This is a genomic window from Verrucomicrobiia bacterium (assembly GCA_036268055.1).
In the GTDB taxonomy this organism is placed as follows: Bacteria; Verrucomicrobiota; Verrucomicrobiia; order Limisphaerales; family Pedosphaeraceae; genus DATAUW01.
In genome coordinates, this window is sequence record DATAUW010000030.1 from 51,694 (window position 1) to 72,427 (window position 20,734).

Sequence of the window (20,734 nt, forward strand, 5' to 3'; positions counted from 1 at the left end):
CATTATTTCGTCGGGTCCGTGATGCGCCCAAGAAAAAGAATCGCGCCGGATTGCGTATCGCGTATCAGAAAAATAAAGGGATGATCGGCGCGAAATACCGGTGATGGCTGGCGCATGACCGAAGTCAATGCCATCACTGTTCCCGTCGCCGCTGCTGCTTCCGTGCCCGACTCGTCAACCTTCACATAAGCCTTGTGGACAATGGCGGAAATATATAAATCACGCTCGCCGTCCATTCCCGAAAAATCCGCTTCATTCGAAAATGCCAGCGGCATGCCCATCGCCGCCAAAGTTTGTCCGAGGCTGATTTGTGCCGTCGTGGTGAATTTCGGAAAGGTCACGTTTATTTTTTGCGGCCTCGCCTTTCCCACCAGCGCGATCAAAGCCGGCTCCGTCAGCGACGACTCCAACTTTTTCAAACCATCCGCTTTTCGCGGAAGCAATATATCCATCGCCAGCAAATTGTTCCCGCCAATCCCGGTCTTGGAATCGCCATAGGGCATTTCCAAAAGTTGGCAGTCTTCGTTCTCGGCATATTCAAAGGAAGAATCCTGGTGCATGAAATGGGCGGTCGCTTTTTGCGTGTCGCTCACACTGAACGGACCGTCCACGGTCGCGCTTTTTTTGAACGAATGCACCCATGACCCCTTTAAGTAAATGGCGTTCACCAATACCAATCGCGTCGCGGCATTTACAACTCCCGGCTGCAAAAGGTCGGTGATCTTTCCACTCGTCTTTTCGCTGACCCAGTCATTGATGTCGCGGCGCGTCGGCTCGGCGGACGAACGAAAATCCGCCTGCTTTACTTCCGCGCCATAACTATCCCGCACCACCGAAGTAAATTCCTTGAGCAGCTTTTGATTTTTTTCAACCCACATGCCGTTGGCAATGTCCAGTTTGACCTCCGCCTTTTGCTCCAGTTCGTCGAGATGTTTTTGAAGTTCAGCGAAGTTGCTGGAAAGTTGCGCGCCGTCCGAATCGAAATGAAACACGTGTCCGATTTGCGATGCTGTATCGCCCCGCGCCCCGGCATAAGTCATGGCCAAGCAAGTCGAAATGCTATACGGCGAAAAAAATACATTCCCGTCGCCCGCGGCCAGCCGCGAATAAAGCTCGAGCGCAAAGGCATTATTTCCTGACACCAGGTTCGTGGTGGAAACTTCTTCAGACCTCGCTGGTGCGGCCACCAAGATGCCCGCCACCGCCGCGGCAAATAGTCCTTTGAAAAGCGTTGTCATAACTATACGACATGGCAACCGGCGATTTATTAGAAGAATTCGCTCATCAGTTTGACTGGCGCATCTTGACATCGCCCAAGGCGCGTTGCCACGCCGTAATCCAAAAAATTGCGCCGCGTCATTTTTGCGGCAATCGGAATATGAAACGACTGGCAGACGGAGCGTCAGGGCGTGTCCGCGTCAGGCGGGCTGTGCGGTTTCGGCTTGCTTCATCGCGGCGGTGAGGATGGCGGCGGCGGTGGGCAAGGTGGTGTGGAGGTCGTCCAGTTTTTCGTTGATCTGGCTGGCGAGGGAGTTCGCGCCGCACTTGATCAACTGGCGATACCATTTGAGGAATTCTTGGCTGACGATTTTTTCGTCGGCGGCGGAAAATTGGCGGGTGGTTCCGCTGGAGGCAAATTCGCAGATAACCAGCGCGGCCAGATGACGGGCGGAATTGGGCGCGTGCGCTTTAGTCCAGAAGGGCAGCGCGGCTTCGGCTTGCTGGTTCAACAAGAGCGCCTCGGCGTGTTGCAACGCGATCACGGGTTGTTCGGCGAAATGTTTGATGGCTTCGCTCGTCCAGTTTTGGGCGAACTCCAGAAATTCCGGCTGGCTCAAAGCGATTTGGCCGCCAAGTTGCCAGACGTGAATCTCGGCGGGATTTTCCTGCACGAGCGCGTTGAGGAGGGTCAAGGCTTCGACGGACGCGTTGTGGCGGAATTGAAACTTTGCGAAATCGAAACGCACGGTGCGGGATTTGGCATCATCACCCATCGCGGCGCGGAACGCTTCAGCGGCGGCGTCGTGCTGATCCAGCGCGGCGAGCGAGAGAGCGAGGCAATGGTTAGGGCCGGCCTTGAGAATTTCCTGGTTGATGGGCGACAGCGCGGGTTGATGGCGCTTGGCAATACATTCGCGCATCTGCCCGGCGACTTCGGCGGGTTGCTTGAGTTCCAAGTGCGCGAGGCCGAGCAGGAAATGTTGCGAGGCAGTCATCGCGGCGGCGCGCGGGAACGGCTGCTGCCAGAGTTGAACGATTTCGGCGAAGCGGCGCGCCTTGAGCAAATGATTCGTCAGTTGCGTGAGCAAGGTTTCGCGCAATTCAGGAACGACTTGCGGCGCGGGCAGCGCGGCCATCAGGCGCAGGGCTTCATAATATTGCTGGATGCCGGTCTCGACTTCGCCGGAGCGAATCAATTCGAGCCCGAGATTCATCACGAGGTTCGGTTCGCCGGGCAATTCTTCCATCGCGAGGCGCAGCAAACGCAAATTGCGGGCGATCTTATCGCGGCTCACAACGATTTCCGGGCGATAGCCGTGATGCAGCAACGCGGATTTGCCGAGGCGATTTTCGAGGCTCCATTCGCGGGCGCGGACTTCGACGCTGCTGAAAATTTGTTCGTGAACGCGGCCAAGGAAGAACAGGCCGGGTGCGTTGCGGAAGAGGCGCGGCACGTAGCTGCAACCTTCGAGTTCGCGGCCGTCGTCAATGATCGGCAGGCGATAGCCCATGACCTCGCTTGCGAGCATTTCCTGTTTGATCGTCTCGCGATGCTCGGGCGAAAGTTCCTCGTCGGCATCAAGGCTCAAAACCCAATCACCGGTGGCGTGCTTCAAGGCTTCGTTGCGCGCGGCGCTGAAATCATCGCTCCAGGCAAAAGTATGGATTTCGGCGTTAAATTTTTTCGCAAGCTCGACGGTGCGATCGGTCGAGCCGGTATCCACCACCACGATTTGATGGGCGAGGTCGCGCACGGATGCCAGGCACTTCTCGATGAACTGCTCTTCGTTTTTGACGATGAGGCAGACGGACAAACGCGGCGTGGCGGAAATCGCAGGCAGGGGTGAAAGTTCCACGCCGGATTTCACGGGATGACGCGGCGCGTGCTTGGCGGCTTGCTGGACTTGCTTCCACTTGGGCGCAAGCTGGCAGGCGCGCACGAGACATTGCTTGCCTTCAGCGGCGGCGCCGGTGGCCCACGCGATTTCGGCGAGCGTCAGCCACGCTTCAGGATGAAACGGACGGGCGTTGATGGCTTCAGTGGTGAGCGTCCAGGCTTCGCGATGTTTCTTATTTTTTAAAGCTTCACGAGCGGCGGCGAGATGGCCGACGAGCGCGACGGGCGGCAATTCGATGCGAGTGACTTGTTTTGGGCTCGCGCTGGCGGCGGGATGGGAGCGGGCGGCGAGCGTTTGCAAACGCGCAGTCATTTTCCCGGCGATATTGGCCCAGGAATAATTTTTGCGGGCGGTTTCGGCGGCGTGCTGGCCGCGAGTGCGGGCCTCGCCGGGGTGGGCGAAAATATGTTTCAACTTTGCTGACAAATCCGCGGCGTCCGGTTCAAGCCACCAGCCTTCGGCGGCGAGATCAATCGTGCCAAGTTTGCGGCCAAGATTTTTTCTTTGCGCGGCGATGAGCCAGCCGGCGTTTTCAGGAACAAAATCATCCGTCGCACCGCCGCGAGTCACGACAACGGGCAGGGCGGAAGCCATCGCTTCGAGCACGGGCATGCCAAAACCTTCGCCCCGATAGGGATGCACGAGGCATTGGCAGGCGGCGTAAAGACGAGGCATGTCTTCGGGCGCGAGATCGGTATTGAGATAAAGAATCTCCGGCGCGTTGGGACGAGTGCGCGCGGCTTCGATTTCCTTTTCAAACGTCTGGCCTTGATAAACCGACTGGCCGCCAAAATCCTTGATCACAAGGCAAACGTCGTCGCTGGCGGTGAAAGCGTCGAGATACGCCTTGAGCAATACATCCGGGCCTTTGCGTGAAATAGTTCCGCCGACAAAGAGGAAACGGAATTTTTTCTTAGTCGCCAATTCCAGCGGTTTTACTTCGGAATTAAAATGCGCTGTATCCACGCCGTTGGGCACGACAAAAACTTTTTCGGCGGCGATGCCGGAAGTGATATAGACGTTGCGCACATAATGGGACGGAACCCAAAATTCGTCCACGCCCGCGGCGGCTTTCACCCAGTCAGCGGGCAGCGCGCCAAACTCCCACGGCTGAATCACGACGAGCGCGCCATGTTTTGGGCGGCTCCAATCGGGTGGCCATTGATGGCGCACTGTGATGGCGGCATCGGTCGAAGCAGAGCTGGAAAGAGTTTTGGCGAAATCGCGCAGACCGGCGGGAGCATCCGCAGTTTTAATCGCGGAATTAGCGATGCGCTTGAGCTGCATACGCGAATCGGCGGCGAGCGCGTTGACACATTCGCGGTTCACGTGCGAGAGACTGCCGTAATCGAGAAAGGAACCGATCCAGTCCACCTTGATATTTTGCGGAGCGGCGGAAGTGATGGCCGGGGCGATCACCTTGGATGATTTATTGGCAGGCACCGCATCGGCATCCGCGAGTTTCTGCATGCGCGCGGCGTAATCGGGCCAGCGTTGCTTGAGAAAATGTGAATCGGTGAAAGGTAGGTCGCGGTTTTTGACGAGTGATTTGCTCTCAACGATGACGTCCGGGCACGGGAGCGATTTCCAGTTTTGCGATTGGAGACGGAGAAGCAAATTCCACGCGGCACCATCGGGCGTGAGTTCCTTTTTGAAACCAAGACCTTCAATGAAGGCGGCGCGGCGGACGAGGAGGCAGCGAACCGTGGGGTCGGTGATGATCGCGCTGGCCGATTTCAAAGCAGGGAAAGTCGCGGCAGCGCGGGCATTGGCGCGCAACGGTTCATACAACGATTTATCCCAGCCGGCGGGCAGCAACGTGTCTTCCTGAAGGAATAAAACGTATGGCGCGGGCGAATCATCGGCGGCGCCACTCATGAAATCATTGATGGAATCGCGCTTGGTGATTTCACCGACGCGAAAGCGTTTGAATTGGCGCGCGAATTCCTTGGCAGCGGCGAGCAATTCCTTATTTTCCGCAGGCACACAAACGACCAACTCCAGGCGCAATTCGGGATTGCTCACGCCGCGCACGCGGTTGAGGCATTCGCGCAACATCGCGGGATTGGCGAGGCCGCGCACGAACACTGTGAGGTCCACGTCGGCGCCATCGGCATCGCGCTCGGGATTGCACATGATGAACGTCTTGGCGTAAGAGAAAAATTCGGCATTGCTGCGCGGGTTCTCCATCGCGTGCACGCCTTGGGGCCAATGGATTTCGGCATCGCCGAGCAAGCGGCCATAACCGGTTTGGCGAAGCTTCTCGCGGTCTTTCGTTCCGCAAAGCTGCTTGAGGGAATCGCCGAAATAATAATCGTCGAGCGGGAGCGCGCCAAAATGAGTGAGTTCGGAAGTGGTCGGAAAACTCGTGGCGCGCAAAAGAATGGGTTGCGAGACGGCATCAACGTCCTTGAGCACGCGCTTGGACAATTCGGATTTGCCGCCGAGCAGGTTTGGTTTCGCGGCGCAAAAATTCAGCCACAAGTCTTGAAATAAAAGCACGCCTTCCTTGAAGGCTTTCTGGCGGAGCAAAGTTTCGGGGCCGAACGGCGTGCGATCGAGCACGGGAGTGACGGAGCCATCAGCGTGGCGTTCGTAGCCGAGCGTCGTGCCAATGGGCGCGACGAGCGCCTGCTCGATAAACGCCGGGGAACGAATGAAGGAACGAAAGTTATAATCCGGCTTGCCGTACGCGCCGAGAAAATGGCGGATGTCCATGCCATCGAGCACGCGGCTGGCGGCGCGTTCGTACGTGACGAGATAACAGCCGACGAGTTTGGTCGGATTTTTTTCCAGTTCGAAAATGCGATGGATCTGCATTTGCGCCGACGCGCTGTAACCGATGTCGCAGACGCCGAGCGCGCCGCCATCCATCCAGGGACGCAAATAATCCATGACCTTGCGGCGTTCCTCAGCGCTTTTGGCCTCGATGTGGCGGGCGATTTCCGGCTGAAAAAGAAATTCGGCGAGCTTGAGAATTTTTTCCTGCTTGTCCGCTTTTTCATCGAGCGCGAACGGCAGTCCGCGCAACTGGGCGGCGTTCAAACCGAAATGCTGGAGGATGCCGCGAATCGAAAGCGTGCAGCGGGCCTCGAGCCAGGCGAGCAAATTCTTGGCGGTGAGTTTGCCAAGTGCGGCGAGGTCGGTGGCTTTGCGATTCACGTAAAGCGGCTCGACTTCGAGATCGTAACCCTTCGCAGCGATTTCGCGTTTGAGAACCTGGGCGAACAAATCGCCTTCACGCATCAGCGCGCCGATCTTGCGGACGCCGCTGTTGAGATATTGCTGGCAGGCCCACGAAGCGAAACGGCTCATGAGCAAGCCCATGTTCATCACACCGGCGCGGCCGAAAAAGCCCTCGACCGAATCTTCGGGAAAATAACGGGCGGCGAGCAGGCGAAGTGAATTCGCGCTGAAAGTAGTGTCCTGGCCGCCGAGCAAAATTTGTTCGCGATCGAGAATGGTGCGGAGGTCCACAGTCGCCTGCGGGTAATGTACGCCGCGAATGCCGGCGTGGCGCGCGCCGATGACATCGGCGTGATAATTATCGCCGACGTGGAGCATTTGGTCGGGCGAAAGATTCAGATTTTGCAAGGCGCGCTTGAACAAATTGCCCGTGCCTTTGCAGACTTTTTCATCGCACGAGGTGAGGATGAATTCAAAAATCGCGGGATCGAAATGATTGGCGCGAAGAATGTCGCGGAGTTGATCGGCGGAAAAATAAATATCGGAGATGATGACGACCTTGAGCCCGCGTTCGCGAACGTGCTGAATGAATTGCGCCATGCCGGGATTGAGCAGGCAGATTTCGGATTCGGCGTGGTGCTCGACTTGCGCGCAATCAGCGGGGTTGGCGGCCAGGACCGACCGCATATTGTCATAGACGGCGGCGAGGCTGATGTCTTCGACTTTGGGGTCTTTGAGATTCTGGCGCTCGCGGGTTTTCATTTCCGCGTAGCGGCGGAGCGTGCCGAAATCCGCGGGATTGATGGCGGGAGCGAGAGCTTTTTGTTCGTGAAGACGATGGCCGAGTTCGAAGAAGACATCGGTCGGGCGATTGACCATGCGCCAGACGATGGTATCGAAAAAATCAAACGAGACAGCGCGGAGGCTGTCCGAACGGTCCATCAATTCCGCGGCGCGGCGGAGGGGTTCGTCACGCTGCCAAAGATTTTTTGGCAAATTGGGGATGGAGACCGTTGGTTCATTCATGAGAGTTGACCCAGAAGGTCGAGCACTGATTGAGGCAGTTGATTGCCCTGAGCGAGCAGCGCGGTGGAGGATTGGCCGAGGATGCTGGTGGAGGCGTCGCTGGTGGCTTGTTGCGCGCCAGCGGGATCGGCGAAGTCGGAGGCGGCGGAAATATTTTCGGAACTGATGGCGAGTTGATCGGCGAGCGAGCCGAGGTGCGAAAGATTGGAGCCGGCGGTGGCGCGGTCGGCGGAAAGTTGCTTGAGGGCGGTTTGCACGGAAGCCAGCGCGCTCGCGGCACCGGTGGTCGTGCTGATGCTGGCGGACTCGGCGGAGGCGTAGGCGGGCGTGCCGAGATTGATGCCGCTGAGCGTGGTGGAATCGCCATTGCCGTCAACGCTGACGGAAACGCCGGAGCCGTTGAAGAGGCTGACGCCATTGAAATCGCGGGCGGCGGTGGTGGTGATGTAGGCGGCGAGACTTTGGAATTGCTGGTTGTCGGATGCGCGATCGTTGGAGCTTGTAGCGGGATCGTGGGCGGAATTGGCAAGCTGCTGCATCTGGTCGAGCGCCTTGCCGATGCCTTGGAGCAAACCCGCCTGACTTTGAGTGAAAGAAACGGCGTTCGCCACGCTGCTCTCGGCGGCACTGATGCCACTGAGTTGCGGGTCCAAACTGGAGGACAAATCCGAGGCGCTGATGGAATCGGTGGCGCCGGCGGTTGCGAGTTGAGCGAGCGGCTTGGCGAGAGTCGTTTGGCCGGTGGCAAGACTGGCGGCGGAAAGATTGGTGTTGATGAGCATAATCTATTTCCCCGGAGACGCGGTTATTTCGCGGCGGGAGCGGACCATTTGCTGGAGCCGACGGCGGCGGGTTTGGCCTTGTCGTCGGGAGCGGCGGGCTGGGCGGAGAGACGGGGAAGTTTGGGGCGTTCAGCGGTGAGCGCCTCGGCGTTGTTGCGCTGGATTTCTTCGTAAACTTCCTGGCGATGCACGGGCACTTCGCGCGGCGCGGCGATGCCCAGCTTGACGATATCGCCCTCCGACCGAATGACGGTCACGGTTATCCGGCCATCAATGACGATGCTTTCACCGGGTTTGCGGGAGAGGATGAGCATAAAAGTGGTTGGGAAAACTTCAGGCCACAGGCAGCGGATGGCACAACGCGAATTGCGCGGCGTTCACAGGGATGACCTGCTTGCCGACGAGCGTGTGGCGGTTGATGATGACAGGGCCGCGCAAATTAATCGTGGCCTGTCCCGGTCCGCGCAGAGTGCAAATGTTATAGACCAGCGCGTCGGTGGGATCGGTGAGCCCCAGAAATTCCACGTCGTCGGTCGGAATGTCCGGCTGGTAATCGGGCGCGATCAGAAATGGCGACACCACCAGAAACGCCTTGCGGGCGCTGTCGAGCATCTGCAGCCACATGAACGGCTCCTCCTGCGGGTTGGTGAGGAGGACATAATTTTTGACGCGCTCAAAGCCAAGCAACCCGTACGGAAGCTGAATAAGATTCTGCTCGTTGAGGTTGCTCTTTTTCGGTTCGGCGGTTTCTAATTCTACAGTTTTCATGATTTGATACTCTGTTCCGAAAGAGGTTGAGCAAAGGCTATGCCAGCAAGGAGGATGGATTAAACACCCAATAAAATAAGGCTTTTAGGCATCAGCGGGAAAATAGCGACTAGGCAAAAAAGTTTCGCGGACGAGGATTGCCCGGTTACATTTGCCGACCAGCGGGCAAAGACTGGGCACATACCTCGATTATGAAGGTTCTGGATGGTTGCAAAGTGCGAGTCCCTTAAAGTCTTCACAATAATTTGCCGATGCCAATCAATTCGCTATTAATTGTCGGTCAAATATGCGAGGGTATTAAAAAAGATACTAAGCAATTTGTTTGCTGACCGAATTATTTTGATGTCAACCGAAGTCCAAACTGAGATCGCCACCCCCATGATGGTTGGGCTGGCTGAATTTGCCGTCAGCCAGGATCCCACGATTGGGCTTTGCAGTTATCCTTTGGGCGCGTGCCTGGGCGTGACGATTTATGACCCGGTCGTAAAAGTGGGCGGATTGCTGCATAGCTTGTTGCCGGCCTCGAGCATTGACCCGGTGCGCGCGGCGAACCGTCCGGGAATGTTTCTCGACACGGGCTTGACCGCGATGCTCGCGCGGGCGCACGAGTTGAACGCGAAAGACGAGAATTTATTGGTATGCGTCGCCGGTGGCGCGCAGATCATGGATGACACGAGCCATTTTAATATCGGCAAACGCAACTATGACGTGCTCGTTGAATTACTCAAAAAATTGAATTTGAAGATTAGCGCCGAAGATGTCGGCGGACGCACCAACCGCTCTATCCAATTAAATATTTCCACCGGTTATGTGCGCCTGAAATTTTCCGGGCAGCCGCAACCGAAAACTTTATGCAAGCCATAGACGATTATATTTCCAACCTGCGGCATCTGCCGCCCGCGCCGCGCGTCGTGCCCGAATTGATGCGCCTGCTCAATCAGCCCGACGTGGACAGCAGCAAGATCGTCAAGATGATTTCCTTCGACCCCGCGCTGACGGCCAACGTCCTGCGCATCTGCAACAGCGCCTATTTCGGCGCGGCCACGCCGACTTCGGACCTTCAGGAAGCCGTCACGCGCCTGGGTTTTCAACAGGTTTATCAACTCGTGGCCGCCGCCACCGGCGCGCGGTTGCTGGGCGCGGCCCAAGCCGGTTACGGGCTGGAACAAGGCGAACTTTGGAAACATTCCGTCGCCTCCGCCGTCGCCGCGCAACTGATCGCGCGCAAGCTGGGCGATAATGAGAACCTCGTTTTCACGGCTACTTTGTTGCATGACATCGGCAAGATCGTTTTGTCCGGCTCGCTCAATGGATCGTATTCCAAGATCGTGAAAGAGACCGAGGTCAATGGCCAATCCCTGCTCGATGCGGAGAAAAAATTACTCGGCGTCAATCACGCCGAAGTGGGCGGGCAACTTTTGAACCGCTGGAAATTTCCCCCGAACATCGTCTCTGCCGTTTGGTTTCATCACACGCCCAAAGGCGCCGGTGCGCATCAACGTCTCGCCTGCCACGTGTATCTCGGCAACATGATCGCTTATTTTATGGGCCACGGATACGGACACGCGGGTTTCGCGTTGCGCGGCCGTGCCGAAGTGCTCACCACCCTCGAACTCAAGCCCGAATCCATTCCGCAATTCATGATGGAAACCTACGAGCAGATGCACATCGTGGACGCGTTGTTCTCGCTCGCGAGTTGATTTTCTTCGAGCGTGAATTAAACGCGACGCATGAAACAACTCGTCAACATCACCGTCATTGGCCGCGACAAAACCGGCGTCATCGCCCGCGTCACCGGTTTGCTTTTCGAGCAAGGCGCGAACATTGAAGGCCTCGAGGAACAAGTCACCCGCGGCCAATTCAGCATGGTCGTGCAAGCCTCGTGGAACTTGCGCGCGTGGCATCCAACGCGTGTTCGGGCCGAACTCGAAAAACTCGGCGCCGCGCTCGGCATGGAAATCAAACTGCGCTACACCGAGCCGCATCGCCGCCAGCGCTTCGCCATTTTTGTCACCAAGGAAGACCACGCGCTAAACGGTTTGCTCGAAGCCTGCCGCGACGGACGATTGAAAGCTGAACCGGCGTTGATCATCGGCAATCGTCCCGACCTCGGAGACATCGCGCGTAAAAATAAATTGCCGTTCGTCGTCGTGCCGTGGCAGGAACGCGCTGCTGCCGAAGAAGCCGCGCTCAAGCTGCTCGATGAGCACAATATTGATTTCGTCGTGCTCGCGCGGTTCATGAAAATTCTGTCGCCGAATTTTGTGTGGCGATACAAAAACAAGATCATCAATATCCATCCCTCGCTGCTGCCGAGTTTTCCAGGCGCGCAGGCGTATCGGCAGGCTTACGAGCGCGGCGTGAAAATCATCGGCGTGACCGCGCACTTCGTCACGATGAACCTTGATGAAGGCCCAATCATCACGCAGGAAAGTTTTTCGGTTCGCCCGCGCATGACCTTCAGCGAAATCGTCGCGGCCGGACAAAAGCTGGAAACGAAAGTTCTGGAAAAAGCCGTGCGCCTGTATTTGAGCAAACGCCTCGATGTCTATTGGGGCGTTGTCCGCGAAGTCTGAAAACCGGGAGGCGTTTTTTCCGACTGGGAGGGCGAGCGTACTCGCGAGCCGTAACTTTCCCCGCTGAAAACATAAAAACTACCAATGTCATTCCGCTTTTCCAATTCCGCCAAAGGCGTTACATTCTTTCCATGTTCAAGACCTTCGTGGTCAACCTGGCACTGTTGATCGTTGTTGTCGCGGTCATGGTGGCTTTGTTCTGGGTCGCCCTGCCATATTTGCCGCGCTACACCAGGGTGCCCCGCATCAGCAGTACGCCCGTGCTGCTCACCCAGGTGAAAACCTTGTCTCAACTCGTCACAGTCAAATACGTCCTCGAAAAGGTCGTCCTGCTCGAAGACGAATCGCATTGGTACGAATTGCAGTTCGGCGAAAACCGTTTGCTGATGGTCGCGCACGGCATCGTCAAAGCGGGCGTCAATCTCGATGAACTCAAGCCCGGTGATATTTCCGTCTCCGGCAACAAAATCAGCCTCACGCTCCCGCCGCCGCGCATCACGGACAGCTATCTCGACGATAATCTCACGCAGATCATTGATCGCAAAACGGGTTTGCTCCGCAGCTTCGACAAGGACCTTGAACAAAACGCGCGACGCCAGGCGGTCGAAGACATCAACCGCGCCGCGCGTAACAGCGGCATTCTCAAGGACGCCGGCGAACGCGCCAAAAGCCAGCTAACGAATTTTTTCCATCTGCTCGGTTACGAAGAGGTGGACATTCGGGACCGATAAGGACGCAAGCGTTCCGTGCCTCAATTTGAGCCAGAGATTTCTTGAGGCTGTCCGTTTCCTGCTTTGGGTGAGACTTTAGAGGTGGCGGATTTTTATCTGTCGGGGAGAAGCGTCCGCCTTTTCACGAGGGTCAACCCGGATGGTGAATTTCTTTTTCGGGAGCGCGGATTGGGCTTCGGCATGGCGGAAACGCAATTCCAGCAAATAAAGTCCCGCCGATTTGGGCTGCGCGCTGCGAGCAACAGCGCGTCCCGGAACCGGAAGTTCCTTCACATAACGGGCGATTTTATTTGTCTTGGCCATAACCGTGACTGGTCGAATGCAAGTCACATGCCAAGAGAGAAAAATTTTGGTATCGCGCGTTCACTCTTGGGAGGGCGAGCGTACTCGCGAGCCGTAACTTTGCTTCATACGCACACGTAACATACCGGACGAAACAACATTGACTCTCCCGCGTTCGAACGTAACAGTAATGCTGAATTATTTATGAATGCCATCGCCCCTTCGCGCGTTGAAAAACCCTCCCGTCAGACCGGCCACCCGCTGCCGACCGTGGACCAGGTCATGGTTGAAGAACGCGCCGCGGCCTTCACCAAGCGCAGCATCAAAACCAGCGCCAAGCTCGCCGGTCTCAAGCTCGCCGTCTCGATGATGGACCTCACCACGCTCGAAGGCAAAGACACCCCCGGCAAGGTCGCTTATCTCTGTCGCAAGGCGCTTTTTCCGTTGGAGTCCAAATATGGTGTTCCGTCCTGCGGCGCGGTTTGCGTCTATCCGAACATGGTGAAATACGCCCGGCGTTTTCTTGGTGATGATTCGCCCGTGAACGTCGCATCCGTGGCCACCGGTTTTCCCAGCGGTCAAATGGCCTTGCGCACGCGTCTCGAAGAAGTTCGCCGCGCGGTGGCCGATGGCGCGGATGAAATTGACATGGTCATCAATCGCGGCGCATTTCTTTCCGGCGATCACGCGCTGGTCTTCGACGAAATCGCCGCGATCAAACAAGCGTGCGGCGCGGCGCATCTCAAGGTGATTCTTGAGACCGGCGAACTCGTGACTTATGACAACGTGCGCATCGCCAGCCAGCTTGCGATGGAAGCCGGCGGCGACTTCATCAAGACTTCCACCGGCAAAGTTTCACCCGCGGCGACCATTCCTGTCACGCTCGTGATGCTCGAAGCCATCCGTGATTATTTTTATGCCACGGGCATCCGCATCGGCATGAAGCCGGCGGGCGGCATTCGCAATGCCAAGCAGGCGCTCCATTACCTCGTGATGGTTCGCGAGACTCTTGGCGACGATTGGCTTACCCCCGAGCTTTTCCGTTTCGGCGCGAGCACGCTCGTGAACGACGTGCTGATGCAGGTCGTCAAAACCGTGGACGGCAATTACCAAAGCCTCGATTATTTTTCGCAACCATAAAACCATACGCATTTATGAAAGCGGCAAAACCACTCGTTGTACCGGCGGCAATGAAGGCGGCGCTCGCCCGCGATCCGCAAGCGAAAGTGATTTTCAAAAAACTTTCCCCGTCGCACCGCAATGAATACGTTCGCTGGATTTCCGAGGCAAAACAGCCCGTGACAGTTCAGCGCCGCCTCGAGAAATTTATTCCGATGTTGATCGAGAAGAACCACGCAAAAAATTATTTCAGAGCCATTTCATGAAAACCAACTCTCCTCGAAGCACAAAGACGTCCGCGCGCATCACGGCCAAACTCGTTCCCGCTGCCCGCGCTGTTATCAGCAGCCATCACAAGCCGGTCCCGCTCAACGAACGCCGCCTGAATTTCGGCAACAAATGGGATTACGCGCCCGCGCCCGAAGATTCCAAAGCCTATGCCATCGCCGCGCGTCACGAATTGTTTATTGATGGCAAATTCGTCACGCCCACGTCCGGGAAATATTTTGATTCTCTGAATCCTGCCACCGAGGAAAAACTCACCGAGATCGCCGCCGCGAATGAGCATGACGTTGACCTCGCGGTGAAATCCGCCCGCCGCGCCTACGATAAAGTTTGGAGCAAGCTGCCCGGTCGCGAGCGTGGGAAATATCTTTATCGCATCGCCCGCATCATCCAGGAAAAATCGCGCGAACTTGCCGTGCTGGAAACCATTGACGGCGGCAAGCCCATCAAAGAAAGCCGCGACGTGGATCTTCCGCTGGTCGCCGCACACTTTTTTTATCACGCGGGCTGGGCCGACAAATTGCAGTATGCTTTTCCCGGCCGCGACGTGCGCCCGCTCGGCGTCGCCGGGCAGATCATCCCGTGGAATTTCCCGTTGCTTATGGCCGCGTGGAAAATTGCGCCCGCACTTGCCTGCGGCAACACGGTCGTTCTCAAACCCGCCGAGACCACCAGCATCACCGCGCTTCGCCTCGCGCAAATATTTCAGGAAGCCGGATTGCCGGAAGGCGTGGTGAACATCGTCACCGGCGCGGGTGAAACCGGCGCGGCCATCGTGAATCATCCCGATCTCGACAAGATCGCCTTCACCGGCTCAACCGAAGTCGGCAAGCACATCGCCAAAGCGGTCGCCGGCACGAATAAAAAATTGACGCTCGAACTTGGCGGCAAGGCGGCCAATATTATTTTTGAAGACGCGCCGATAGACCAGGCCATCGAGGGCATCATCGCGGGAATTTATTTTAACCAGGGCCACGTTTGTTGCGCCGGTTCGCGGCTGCTCGTGCAGGAGGGAATTTATTCCACCATCGTCCGCAAACTTCGCGATCGCATCCAAACCATGCGCGTCGGCAATCCGCTCGATAAAAACACCGACATCGGCGCGATCAATTCCCGTCCGCAACTCGAAAAAATCCGCGAGCTGGTCCAGAGCGGCGTGGATGAAGGCGCTGAACTCGTGCAAACGCGCTGTGATTTGCCCGACCGCGGATATTGGTTTCCGCCGACCTTTCTCACCGGCGTCACCGCGTCACATCGCGTCGCGCAGGAAGAAATATTTGGTCCCGTTCTCAGTGTGATGACGTTCCGCACACCGGAAGAAGCCTTTGAACGCGCCAACAATACGCCCTACGGTTTAAGCGCCGGAGTGTGGACTGACAAGGGCAGCAAAATTTTTAAAATCGTAAACAAGCTCCGTGCCGGCGTCGTCTGGGCCAACACCTACAATAAGTTTGATCCCACAAGTCCATTCGGCGGCTACAAGGAAAGTGGTTTTGGCCGCGAAGGCGGAATGCAGGGCTTGGCGGCATATTGCCGGGTGGATTAAATAATGTGGGAGGGCGAGCGTCCACGCGAGCCCCAATTTCTTTTTAAAGTTAGCGAACCTCAAATGTCTTTGGTGATTACCACCGCAGGACATTTAATGTTCCTTGAAAGGGCCAGTCGCAGGATGTTCCACGAGCTTTTCTTTGACTGGATTTTCACGGAGGTAGTTCCATTTTTCAGCGTAGCTTTCTGCGCGACGGAGTCGTGTATCCCATTGTGATGATTGCAATTTCCAATTATTGGGATTATGAAAAGGATTATCGCATGCGTTGGGCGAATTCCCGGAAAATCTTCGTGCCTTTTGAGTAAATAATCTTTTCAATAGCTCATCCAGCGATTGAGCGGAATCTCGAGTTTGCGAGGCGCGACAAAAAAATGAATATGATCCGGCATGATTTGATAGTGGCCTACCAGCCACGCGTCAGCTTCTGACCAAGCCTCGGTCAAAAGATCATGAACGACCGCTTGAGCAATCCAGCGAGATCGTTTTTCGGAGCAGACGGTAACTAAAACAATCGTTGGTTCTCCTGGTATTAAAAAAACACCGGATGTTGGTTTATGTCTGCCAATAGAATTGTCTTCTGGACACATGAAAAATGATCGTAATCGGTTGGAAATTTATATGGGGTTCGCGAGTACGCTCGCCCTCCCAATATTTGTCACCCACCACCCAGATAAGCGCTCTTCACCTGTGAACTCTGCCGCAAAGCCGCTGATTCGTTCTGCAAAATAATCTGGCCAGTCTCCAGCACGTAACCGTAACGCGAAATTTCCAGCGCCAGATTGGCGTTCTGTTCAACCAGTAGGATCGAAATTCCCTGCTGTTTGTTGATCTCGACAATTTTTTCGAAAATGGTTTTCACCAGCAGCGGCGCGATGCCAATGGAGGGTTCATCAAGCATCAAAAATTTCGGCTTGCTCATCAGCGCGCGCCCGATGGCCAGCATCTGTTGTTCGCCGCCGGACAATGTTCCCGCCGATTGCTTTTTGCGTTCGTCCAATCGCGGGAAAATTCCGAATACATATTCCAATTCTTTTTGGATGACCTGCTTATTCCTCTGCAAATAGGCGCCCATCATTAAGTTTTCCATCACCGTCAGGTCCGCAAAAACCATCCGTCCTTCCGGCACTTGCGAGATGCCCAGCTTCACGATCTGATGCGGTGGCAAATTCGCGATGTTCCGTCCCTCATAAAGAATTTCGCCCGACGATGCTTTTAACAAACCTGAAATCGTGCGCAGCGTCGTGGATTTGCCCGCGCCATTCGCGCCGATCAACGTGACAATATCGCCTTGCTTCACTTCCAGCGAAATGCCGCGCAACGCCGTGATGGCGCCGTAATTGACCGTAAGATTTTTGACAGTAAGCATGCTATTTTTCGCTCGCTGCTTCTTCCCCTAGATACGCTTCGATAACTTTTGGATTCTTGCGGACTTCAGCGGGCGTCCCCTCCGCGATTTTGATTCCATAATCCAGAACGGCGATGCGCTGGCAGATGCCCATGACGACTTGCATGTCGTGTTCTACGAGAAGAACCGCGATATTATATTTGTCCTTCACAAACCGAATCAACTTCATCAATTCGAGTTTCTCGGTGGGATTCATTCCGCACGCCGGTTCATCGAGCAAAAGCAATTTGGGACGCGTCGCCAGGGCGCGGACGATTTCCAATCGCCTTTGATTCCCGTAAGACAAACTTTTCGCCGACTCGTCGCGAAAACTTGCTAGGTGAAAAATCTCGAGCATTTCCATCACCTGATCGGCCGCCGCTTTTTCTCCGTCGCGAAATTTCCGCCCGCGCCATAACGCGTTGCGAACGCCATGCGCGCGGTGAAGTTGCAACGCCGCTCGCACATTGTCGAACACACTCAAGCTTGCGAAGAGGCGGATATTTTGAAACGTGCGTGCCAATCCGCAAAAGGCAAGCTGATGCGGCTTGCGGCGAAGAATGGATTGCCCGTTGAAAAAAATATTTCCCGACGTCGGTTGATAAACGCCCGTGATGAGGTTGAAAACCGTCGTCTTGCCCGCGCCATTCGGCCCGATCAAACCAACGAGATCATTCGCACCGATGTGCAGATTCACCTCGGAGACGGCCGTCAATCCACCAAAACGAATCGTGCAATTCTCAACCCGCAGCAGACTGGAATTTTCGGCATCACTCATGCAGCGTCATTGCCCCACTGGTTTGCCCGCGCGCCCGAAAGTGAACAAGCCCTGGGGCCGCGCCATCATCAGGCCTATGATAAGCAGCGAATACACGATCATCCGGTAGTCGGCGAAACCGCGCAGAAATTCCGGCAGCAACGTCAATAAAATCGCGGCGCAGATCACTCCCGCCGTGCGGCCCATCCCGCCAAGGATCACCATCACGACGATGTCTATGGACTTCATGAAATCGAAGCCGGTCGGCGAAATGAATTGTTTATGGTGAGCATAAAGTCCTCCCGCGATCCCGGCAAAAAATGCGCCGACCACGAACGCCGTCACTTTGTAGCGCGTCGGATTGATTCCCATCGCGCTCGCCGCCACTTCGTCGTCATGCACAGCGATGAACCCCCGGCCGTACGTTGAATGCACGAGGCACCCCACGACAAAAACTGTCACCGCGGCCCATGACCAAACCCAGAACAGATTCGTGAAGGCGGGAATATTTTTCAACCCGCTTGCTGCGCCGACCGATTCCATGTTCTGAAAAACCACGCGGATGATTTCGCCGAAACCGAGCGTCACAATCGCCAGATAATCTCCCCGCAATCGCAGTGACGGCACGCCGACGGCAAGTCCCACCACCGCCGCCACGAGGCCGCCGAGAATCAGCGCGAACAAAAAGAAAAATGGTTGCAATGCCGGCGGCAGCGATTGTTCCACCTGCGGCGAAAATACCAGCGTGAACTTCGCCGCCGCGTAAGCGCCCACGGCCATGAAGCCCGCGTGCCCCAAACTGAATTGTCCCGTGTGCCCGTTGATCAGATTGAGACTCACCGCGAGGATGATGTTGATGCCGACATCCAGTGCGATGCCGAGATAGTAGCGATTGAACTGCGAAGAAAAATGCGAGACGACCAGCGCCGCGGCGACCGCCAGCAGCAACCATCTTTTCGCACCGTTAAACATCAGACTTTCTCCACTTGCGCTTTGCCGAGCAACCCGGCGGGTTTGAACAACAAAATCAAAATCAGGATCGCGAACGCGATGCCATCACGATAATTCGAGATGCCCGGCATTCCGCCCGCAAAAGTTTCGAGCAGTCCCAGCAACAATCCGCCCAGCGCCGCGCCCGGCAAATTTCCGATGCCACCGACCACCGCCGCCGTGAATGCGCGCAGCCCCGGTTGTACGCCCATCAACGGATCGATTCCTGGCGCGCGCATGGCGTAAAAGATTCCCGCCACCGCCGCCAGCGCCGAGCCCAGTCCAAAGGTGAAGCTGATGATGTGATTGATGTTGATGCCCATCAGCGCGGCAGCGCGTTCGTTGAAAGCAACCGCGCGCATGGCCGTGCCCGTGCGCGTGCGCTGCACGATGAACCACAATCCGGCGAGCAATAGCGCCGTCACGATCAGCACCATGATGTCCGTGCTGTCCACCGATAGCCCGGCGATCTGGATATTTTCTTGCGGCAAAAGTTGGGGGAAACGACGGGTCTCCGCGCCGAATACCGAATGATGCTGACAGGTGTATTCAATGAAAAGTGAAACACCGATGGCGGTGATGAGCACCGTGAGTTTCGGGCGGTTGCGCAAGGGACGGTACGCGAGACGTTCGATGAGCATGCCGAGCACTGCGCAAATTGCGGACGAGAGCACGATCACCACCGCGGCGCCCGAATAAGATTCCGGCGAGAAAATGTGCGCGACCGGCGAGGCGAGGAAATACGCGGCGAAGGCGCCGAGCATCAGCACGTCACTGTGCGCGAAATTGATGAAGCGCAGGACGCCATAAACCATCGTATAGCCCAGCGCGATCAGCGCGTAGATGGAACCGAGCGCAAGCCCGTTGATGAGTTGCTGGCAAAATGAACTCATGCGCGCGCACCGGACTTACGGGTTGACGGTTTCCACATAATGAAATTGCCCGCCCTTGACTTGGAGGATGACCGCGGACTTCGTCGCGTCGCGTTTTTCGTTGATGGTGGTCTTGCCCGTCACGCCATCAAAATCTTTGGTTGCGGCCAGGGCATCGCGGACTTTCGGGCCGTCGGTGGTGCCCGCGCGTTTTATCGCGTCAGCCAGCACCATCATCGAATCATAACCCAGTGCGGCCATGGCGTCCGGCAGCTTGGGCGTGCCATCGGGATTGTGAAAGCGCTTCTGATAATTCGCTACGAAATTTTTGCTGTTTTGGGTCGCCACATCCGGCGCGTAATGCGTGGAAAAATATGTGCCCTCAACCGCGTCCTGACCGATGCCCACCAGATCCGGCGATTCCCAGCCATCCCCGCCGAAGAGCGGCACATTCAACCCAAGCTGTTTCGCCTGGATGCAGATCAGGGCCACGTCGGTGTAATATCCCGGCACGAATACCGCGTCCGGATTGGCCGCCTTGATTGCCGTCAACTCCGCCTTGAAATCCTTGTCGCCGCCGTTGTAATCCAATTCCGCCACCACTTGCCCGCCCGACGCGAGAAAACCTTCCTTGAAAAATTTCGCCAGCCCCTTGCTGTAATCACTTTTCACATCCGTGAAGATGGCCACCTTCTTTGCCTTGAGCGTTTTGGAGGCGAAGTTTGCCATCACCGTTCCCTGGAATGGATCAATAAAACAGACCCGAAAAATATAATCGCCCGTCTCTGTGACTTTCGGATTGGTGGACGATGGAGAAATCATTGGTATCTTCGCTTCCTGACAAATCGGCGCAGCTTCCATCGAACGGCTCGAAGCCACTTCACCCAGGATTGCCACCACGCCATCGCGAGAGATCAGTTTGTTGACGACGGTGGCGGGTTCGCCCGCCTTGGAAAGGTCGTCTTCCGTGAGCAAATTAATCTTTTTCCCAAGCACGCCACCGGCGGCATTCAGTTCTTCAGTGGCGAGCAACGTGCCTTCGTGCGACGACACGCCGAACGTGGCTTCCTTGCCGGTCAGCGAGGCGAATTCGCCGACTTTGATGGTCTGGCCGGCATCGCCCGAACCCGAAGGTTTGCACCCGGTGAAACCCAGCGCCAAACCGAGCAATACGGCAGGCAGGAGAATGTTTTTCATATTAATCAATCGCGGACAAAATGATTTCATGCAAACGCAAACGGTTTGCTGGAGGAATAAACTAAATAATCATCCCGCGAGATTCAACCACCAAAGCATCACAGGCAAAGA

Annotated in this window: 19 protein-coding genes; 7 read left to right on the forward strand and 12 right to left on the reverse strand. The window is 56.2% G+C overall.

The window, feature by feature from the left end; translation table 11 throughout:
* Nucleotides 1-2: 2 nt before the first annotated feature.
* From VH413_17080 to fliW, 5 genes are all read right to left on the reverse strand, one after another.
* Nucleotides 3-1,238, reverse strand: coding sequence for a serpin family protein (locus tag VH413_17080; protein HEX3800410.1), 1,236 nt, complete (start codon nt 1,236-1,238; stop codon nt 3-5).
* A 180-nt stretch (nt 1,239-1,418) separates the two neighbouring features.
* Nucleotides 1,419-7,331, reverse strand: a complete 5,913-nt coding sequence (locus VH413_17085; GenBank protein HEX3800411.1) for a glycosyltransferase — start codon at nt 7,329-7,331, stop codon at nt 1,419-1,421.
* On the reverse strand, nt 7,328-8,113 hold the full coding sequence (locus VH413_17090; GenBank protein HEX3800412.1) for a flagellin: 786 nt from the start codon (nt 8,111-8,113) through the stop codon (nt 7,328-7,330). Before VH413_17090 ends, VH413_17085 begins: the two co-directional genes overlap by 4 nt.
* A gap of 23 nt (nt 8,114-8,136) precedes the next feature.
* Nucleotides 8,137-8,427: a carbon storage regulator CsrA gene (gene csrA / locus VH413_17095; GenBank protein ID HEX3800413.1), complete on the reverse strand. Its 291-nt coding sequence runs from the start codon at nt 8,425-8,427 to the stop codon at nt 8,137-8,139.
* Nucleotides 8,428-8,446: 19 nt separating this feature from the next.
* Nucleotides 8,447-8,881: a flagellar assembly protein FliW gene (fliW, locus tag VH413_17100; GenBank protein ID HEX3800414.1), complete on the reverse strand. Its 435-nt coding sequence runs from the start codon at nt 8,879-8,881 to the stop codon at nt 8,447-8,449.
* 342 nt (nt 8,882-9,223) lie between these two features.
* Between fliW and VH413_17105 the strand changes: the two genes are divergently transcribed.
* The 4 genes from VH413_17105 (at nt 9,224) to VH413_17120 (ending at nt 12,188) form a co-directional block, all read left to right on the forward strand.
* On the forward strand, nt 9,224-9,745 hold the full coding sequence (locus VH413_17105; protein ID HEX3800415.1) for a chemotaxis protein CheD: 522 nt from the start codon (nt 9,224-9,226) through the stop codon (nt 9,743-9,745).
* Nucleotides 9,733-10,581 carry an HDOD domain-containing protein gene (locus tag VH413_17110; protein HEX3800416.1) on the forward strand — a complete coding sequence of 283 codons (849 nt, stop codon included), beginning with the start codon at nt 9,733-9,735 and terminating at the stop codon, nt 10,579-10,581. Before VH413_17105 ends, VH413_17110 begins: the two co-directional genes overlap by 13 nt.
* 30 nt (nt 10,582-10,611) lie before the next feature.
* Nucleotides 10,612-11,457, forward strand: coding sequence for a formyltetrahydrofolate deformylase (locus tag VH413_17115; protein HEX3800417.1), 846 nt, complete (start codon nt 10,612-10,614; stop codon nt 11,455-11,457).
* Nucleotides 11,458-11,588: 131 nt separating this feature from the next.
* A complete protein-coding gene (locus VH413_17120) occupies nt 11,589-12,188 on the forward strand; it encodes a DUF4230 domain-containing protein (protein ID HEX3800418.1) in 600 nt (199 codons plus the stop codon).
* A 75-nt stretch (nt 12,189-12,263) separates the two neighbouring features.
* Here VH413_17120 and VH413_17125 read toward each other — a convergent pair whose 3' ends face one another.
* Nucleotides 12,264-12,491, reverse strand: coding sequence for a hypothetical protein (locus VH413_17125; protein ID HEX3800419.1), 228 nt, complete (start codon nt 12,489-12,491; stop codon nt 12,264-12,266).
* Between the two features lie 183 nt (nt 12,492-12,674).
* Here VH413_17125 and deoC point away from each other — a divergent pair, with 183 nt between their 5' ends.
* Genes deoC through VH413_17140 form a run of 3 tightly spaced genes read left to right on the forward strand, consistent with a single transcriptional unit; the run spans nt 12,675 to nt 15,420 of the window.
* On the forward strand, nt 12,675-13,610 hold the full coding sequence (deoC, locus tag VH413_17130) for a deoxyribose-phosphate aldolase (protein ID HEX3800420.1): 936 nt from the start codon (nt 12,675-12,677) through the stop codon (nt 13,608-13,610).
* A gap of 14 nt (nt 13,611-13,624) precedes the next feature.
* Nucleotides 13,625-13,855 (forward strand): YdeI/OmpD-associated family protein, encoded by a 231-nt coding sequence (locus VH413_17135; GenBank protein ID HEX3800421.1) that lies wholly within the window; start codon nt 13,625-13,627, stop codon nt 13,853-13,855.
* Complete coding sequence (locus VH413_17140) at nt 13,852-15,420, forward strand: aldehyde dehydrogenase family protein (protein ID HEX3800422.1); 1,569 nt, start codon at nt 13,852-13,854, stop codon at nt 15,418-15,420. Before VH413_17135 ends, VH413_17140 begins: the two co-directional genes overlap by 4 nt.
* A gap of 317 nt (nt 15,421-15,737) precedes the next feature.
* Here the strand turns inward: VH413_17140 and VH413_17145 are convergent, their stop codons facing one another.
* The 6 genes from VH413_17145 to VH413_17170 form a co-directional block, all read right to left on the reverse strand.
* The gene (locus VH413_17145) at nt 15,738-16,010 is read right to left on the reverse strand and encodes a hypothetical protein (protein ID HEX3800423.1); all 273 of its coding nucleotides are present in this window, start codon (nt 16,008-16,010) and stop codon (nt 15,738-15,740) included.
* A gap of 68 nt (nt 16,011-16,078) precedes the next feature.
* Nucleotides 16,079-16,789, reverse strand: coding sequence for an ABC transporter ATP-binding protein (locus VH413_17150; protein HEX3800424.1), 711 nt, complete (start codon nt 16,787-16,789; stop codon nt 16,079-16,081).
* Between the two features lies 1 nt (nt 16,790).
* Nucleotides 16,791-17,585: an ABC transporter ATP-binding protein gene (locus VH413_17155; GenBank protein ID HEX3800425.1), complete on the reverse strand. Its 795-nt coding sequence runs from the start codon at nt 17,583-17,585 to the stop codon at nt 16,791-16,793.
* Nucleotides 17,586-17,591: 6 nt separating this feature from the next.
* Nucleotides 17,592-18,536 carry a branched-chain amino acid ABC transporter permease gene (locus tag VH413_17160; protein HEX3800426.1) on the reverse strand — a complete coding sequence of 315 codons (945 nt, stop codon included), beginning with the start codon at nt 18,534-18,536 and terminating at the stop codon, nt 17,592-17,594.
* Nucleotides 18,536-19,447, reverse strand: a complete 912-nt coding sequence (locus VH413_17165; protein ID HEX3800427.1) for a branched-chain amino acid ABC transporter permease — start codon at nt 19,445-19,447, stop codon at nt 18,536-18,538. The genes VH413_17160 and VH413_17165 overlap by 1 nt, the downstream gene beginning before the upstream one ends.
* Before the next feature lie 15 nt (nt 19,448-19,462).
* Complete coding sequence (locus tag VH413_17170) at nt 19,463-20,623, reverse strand: ABC transporter substrate-binding protein (GenBank protein HEX3800428.1); 1,161 nt, start codon at nt 20,621-20,623, stop codon at nt 19,463-19,465.
* Nucleotides 20,624-20,734 lie beyond the last annotated feature (111 nt).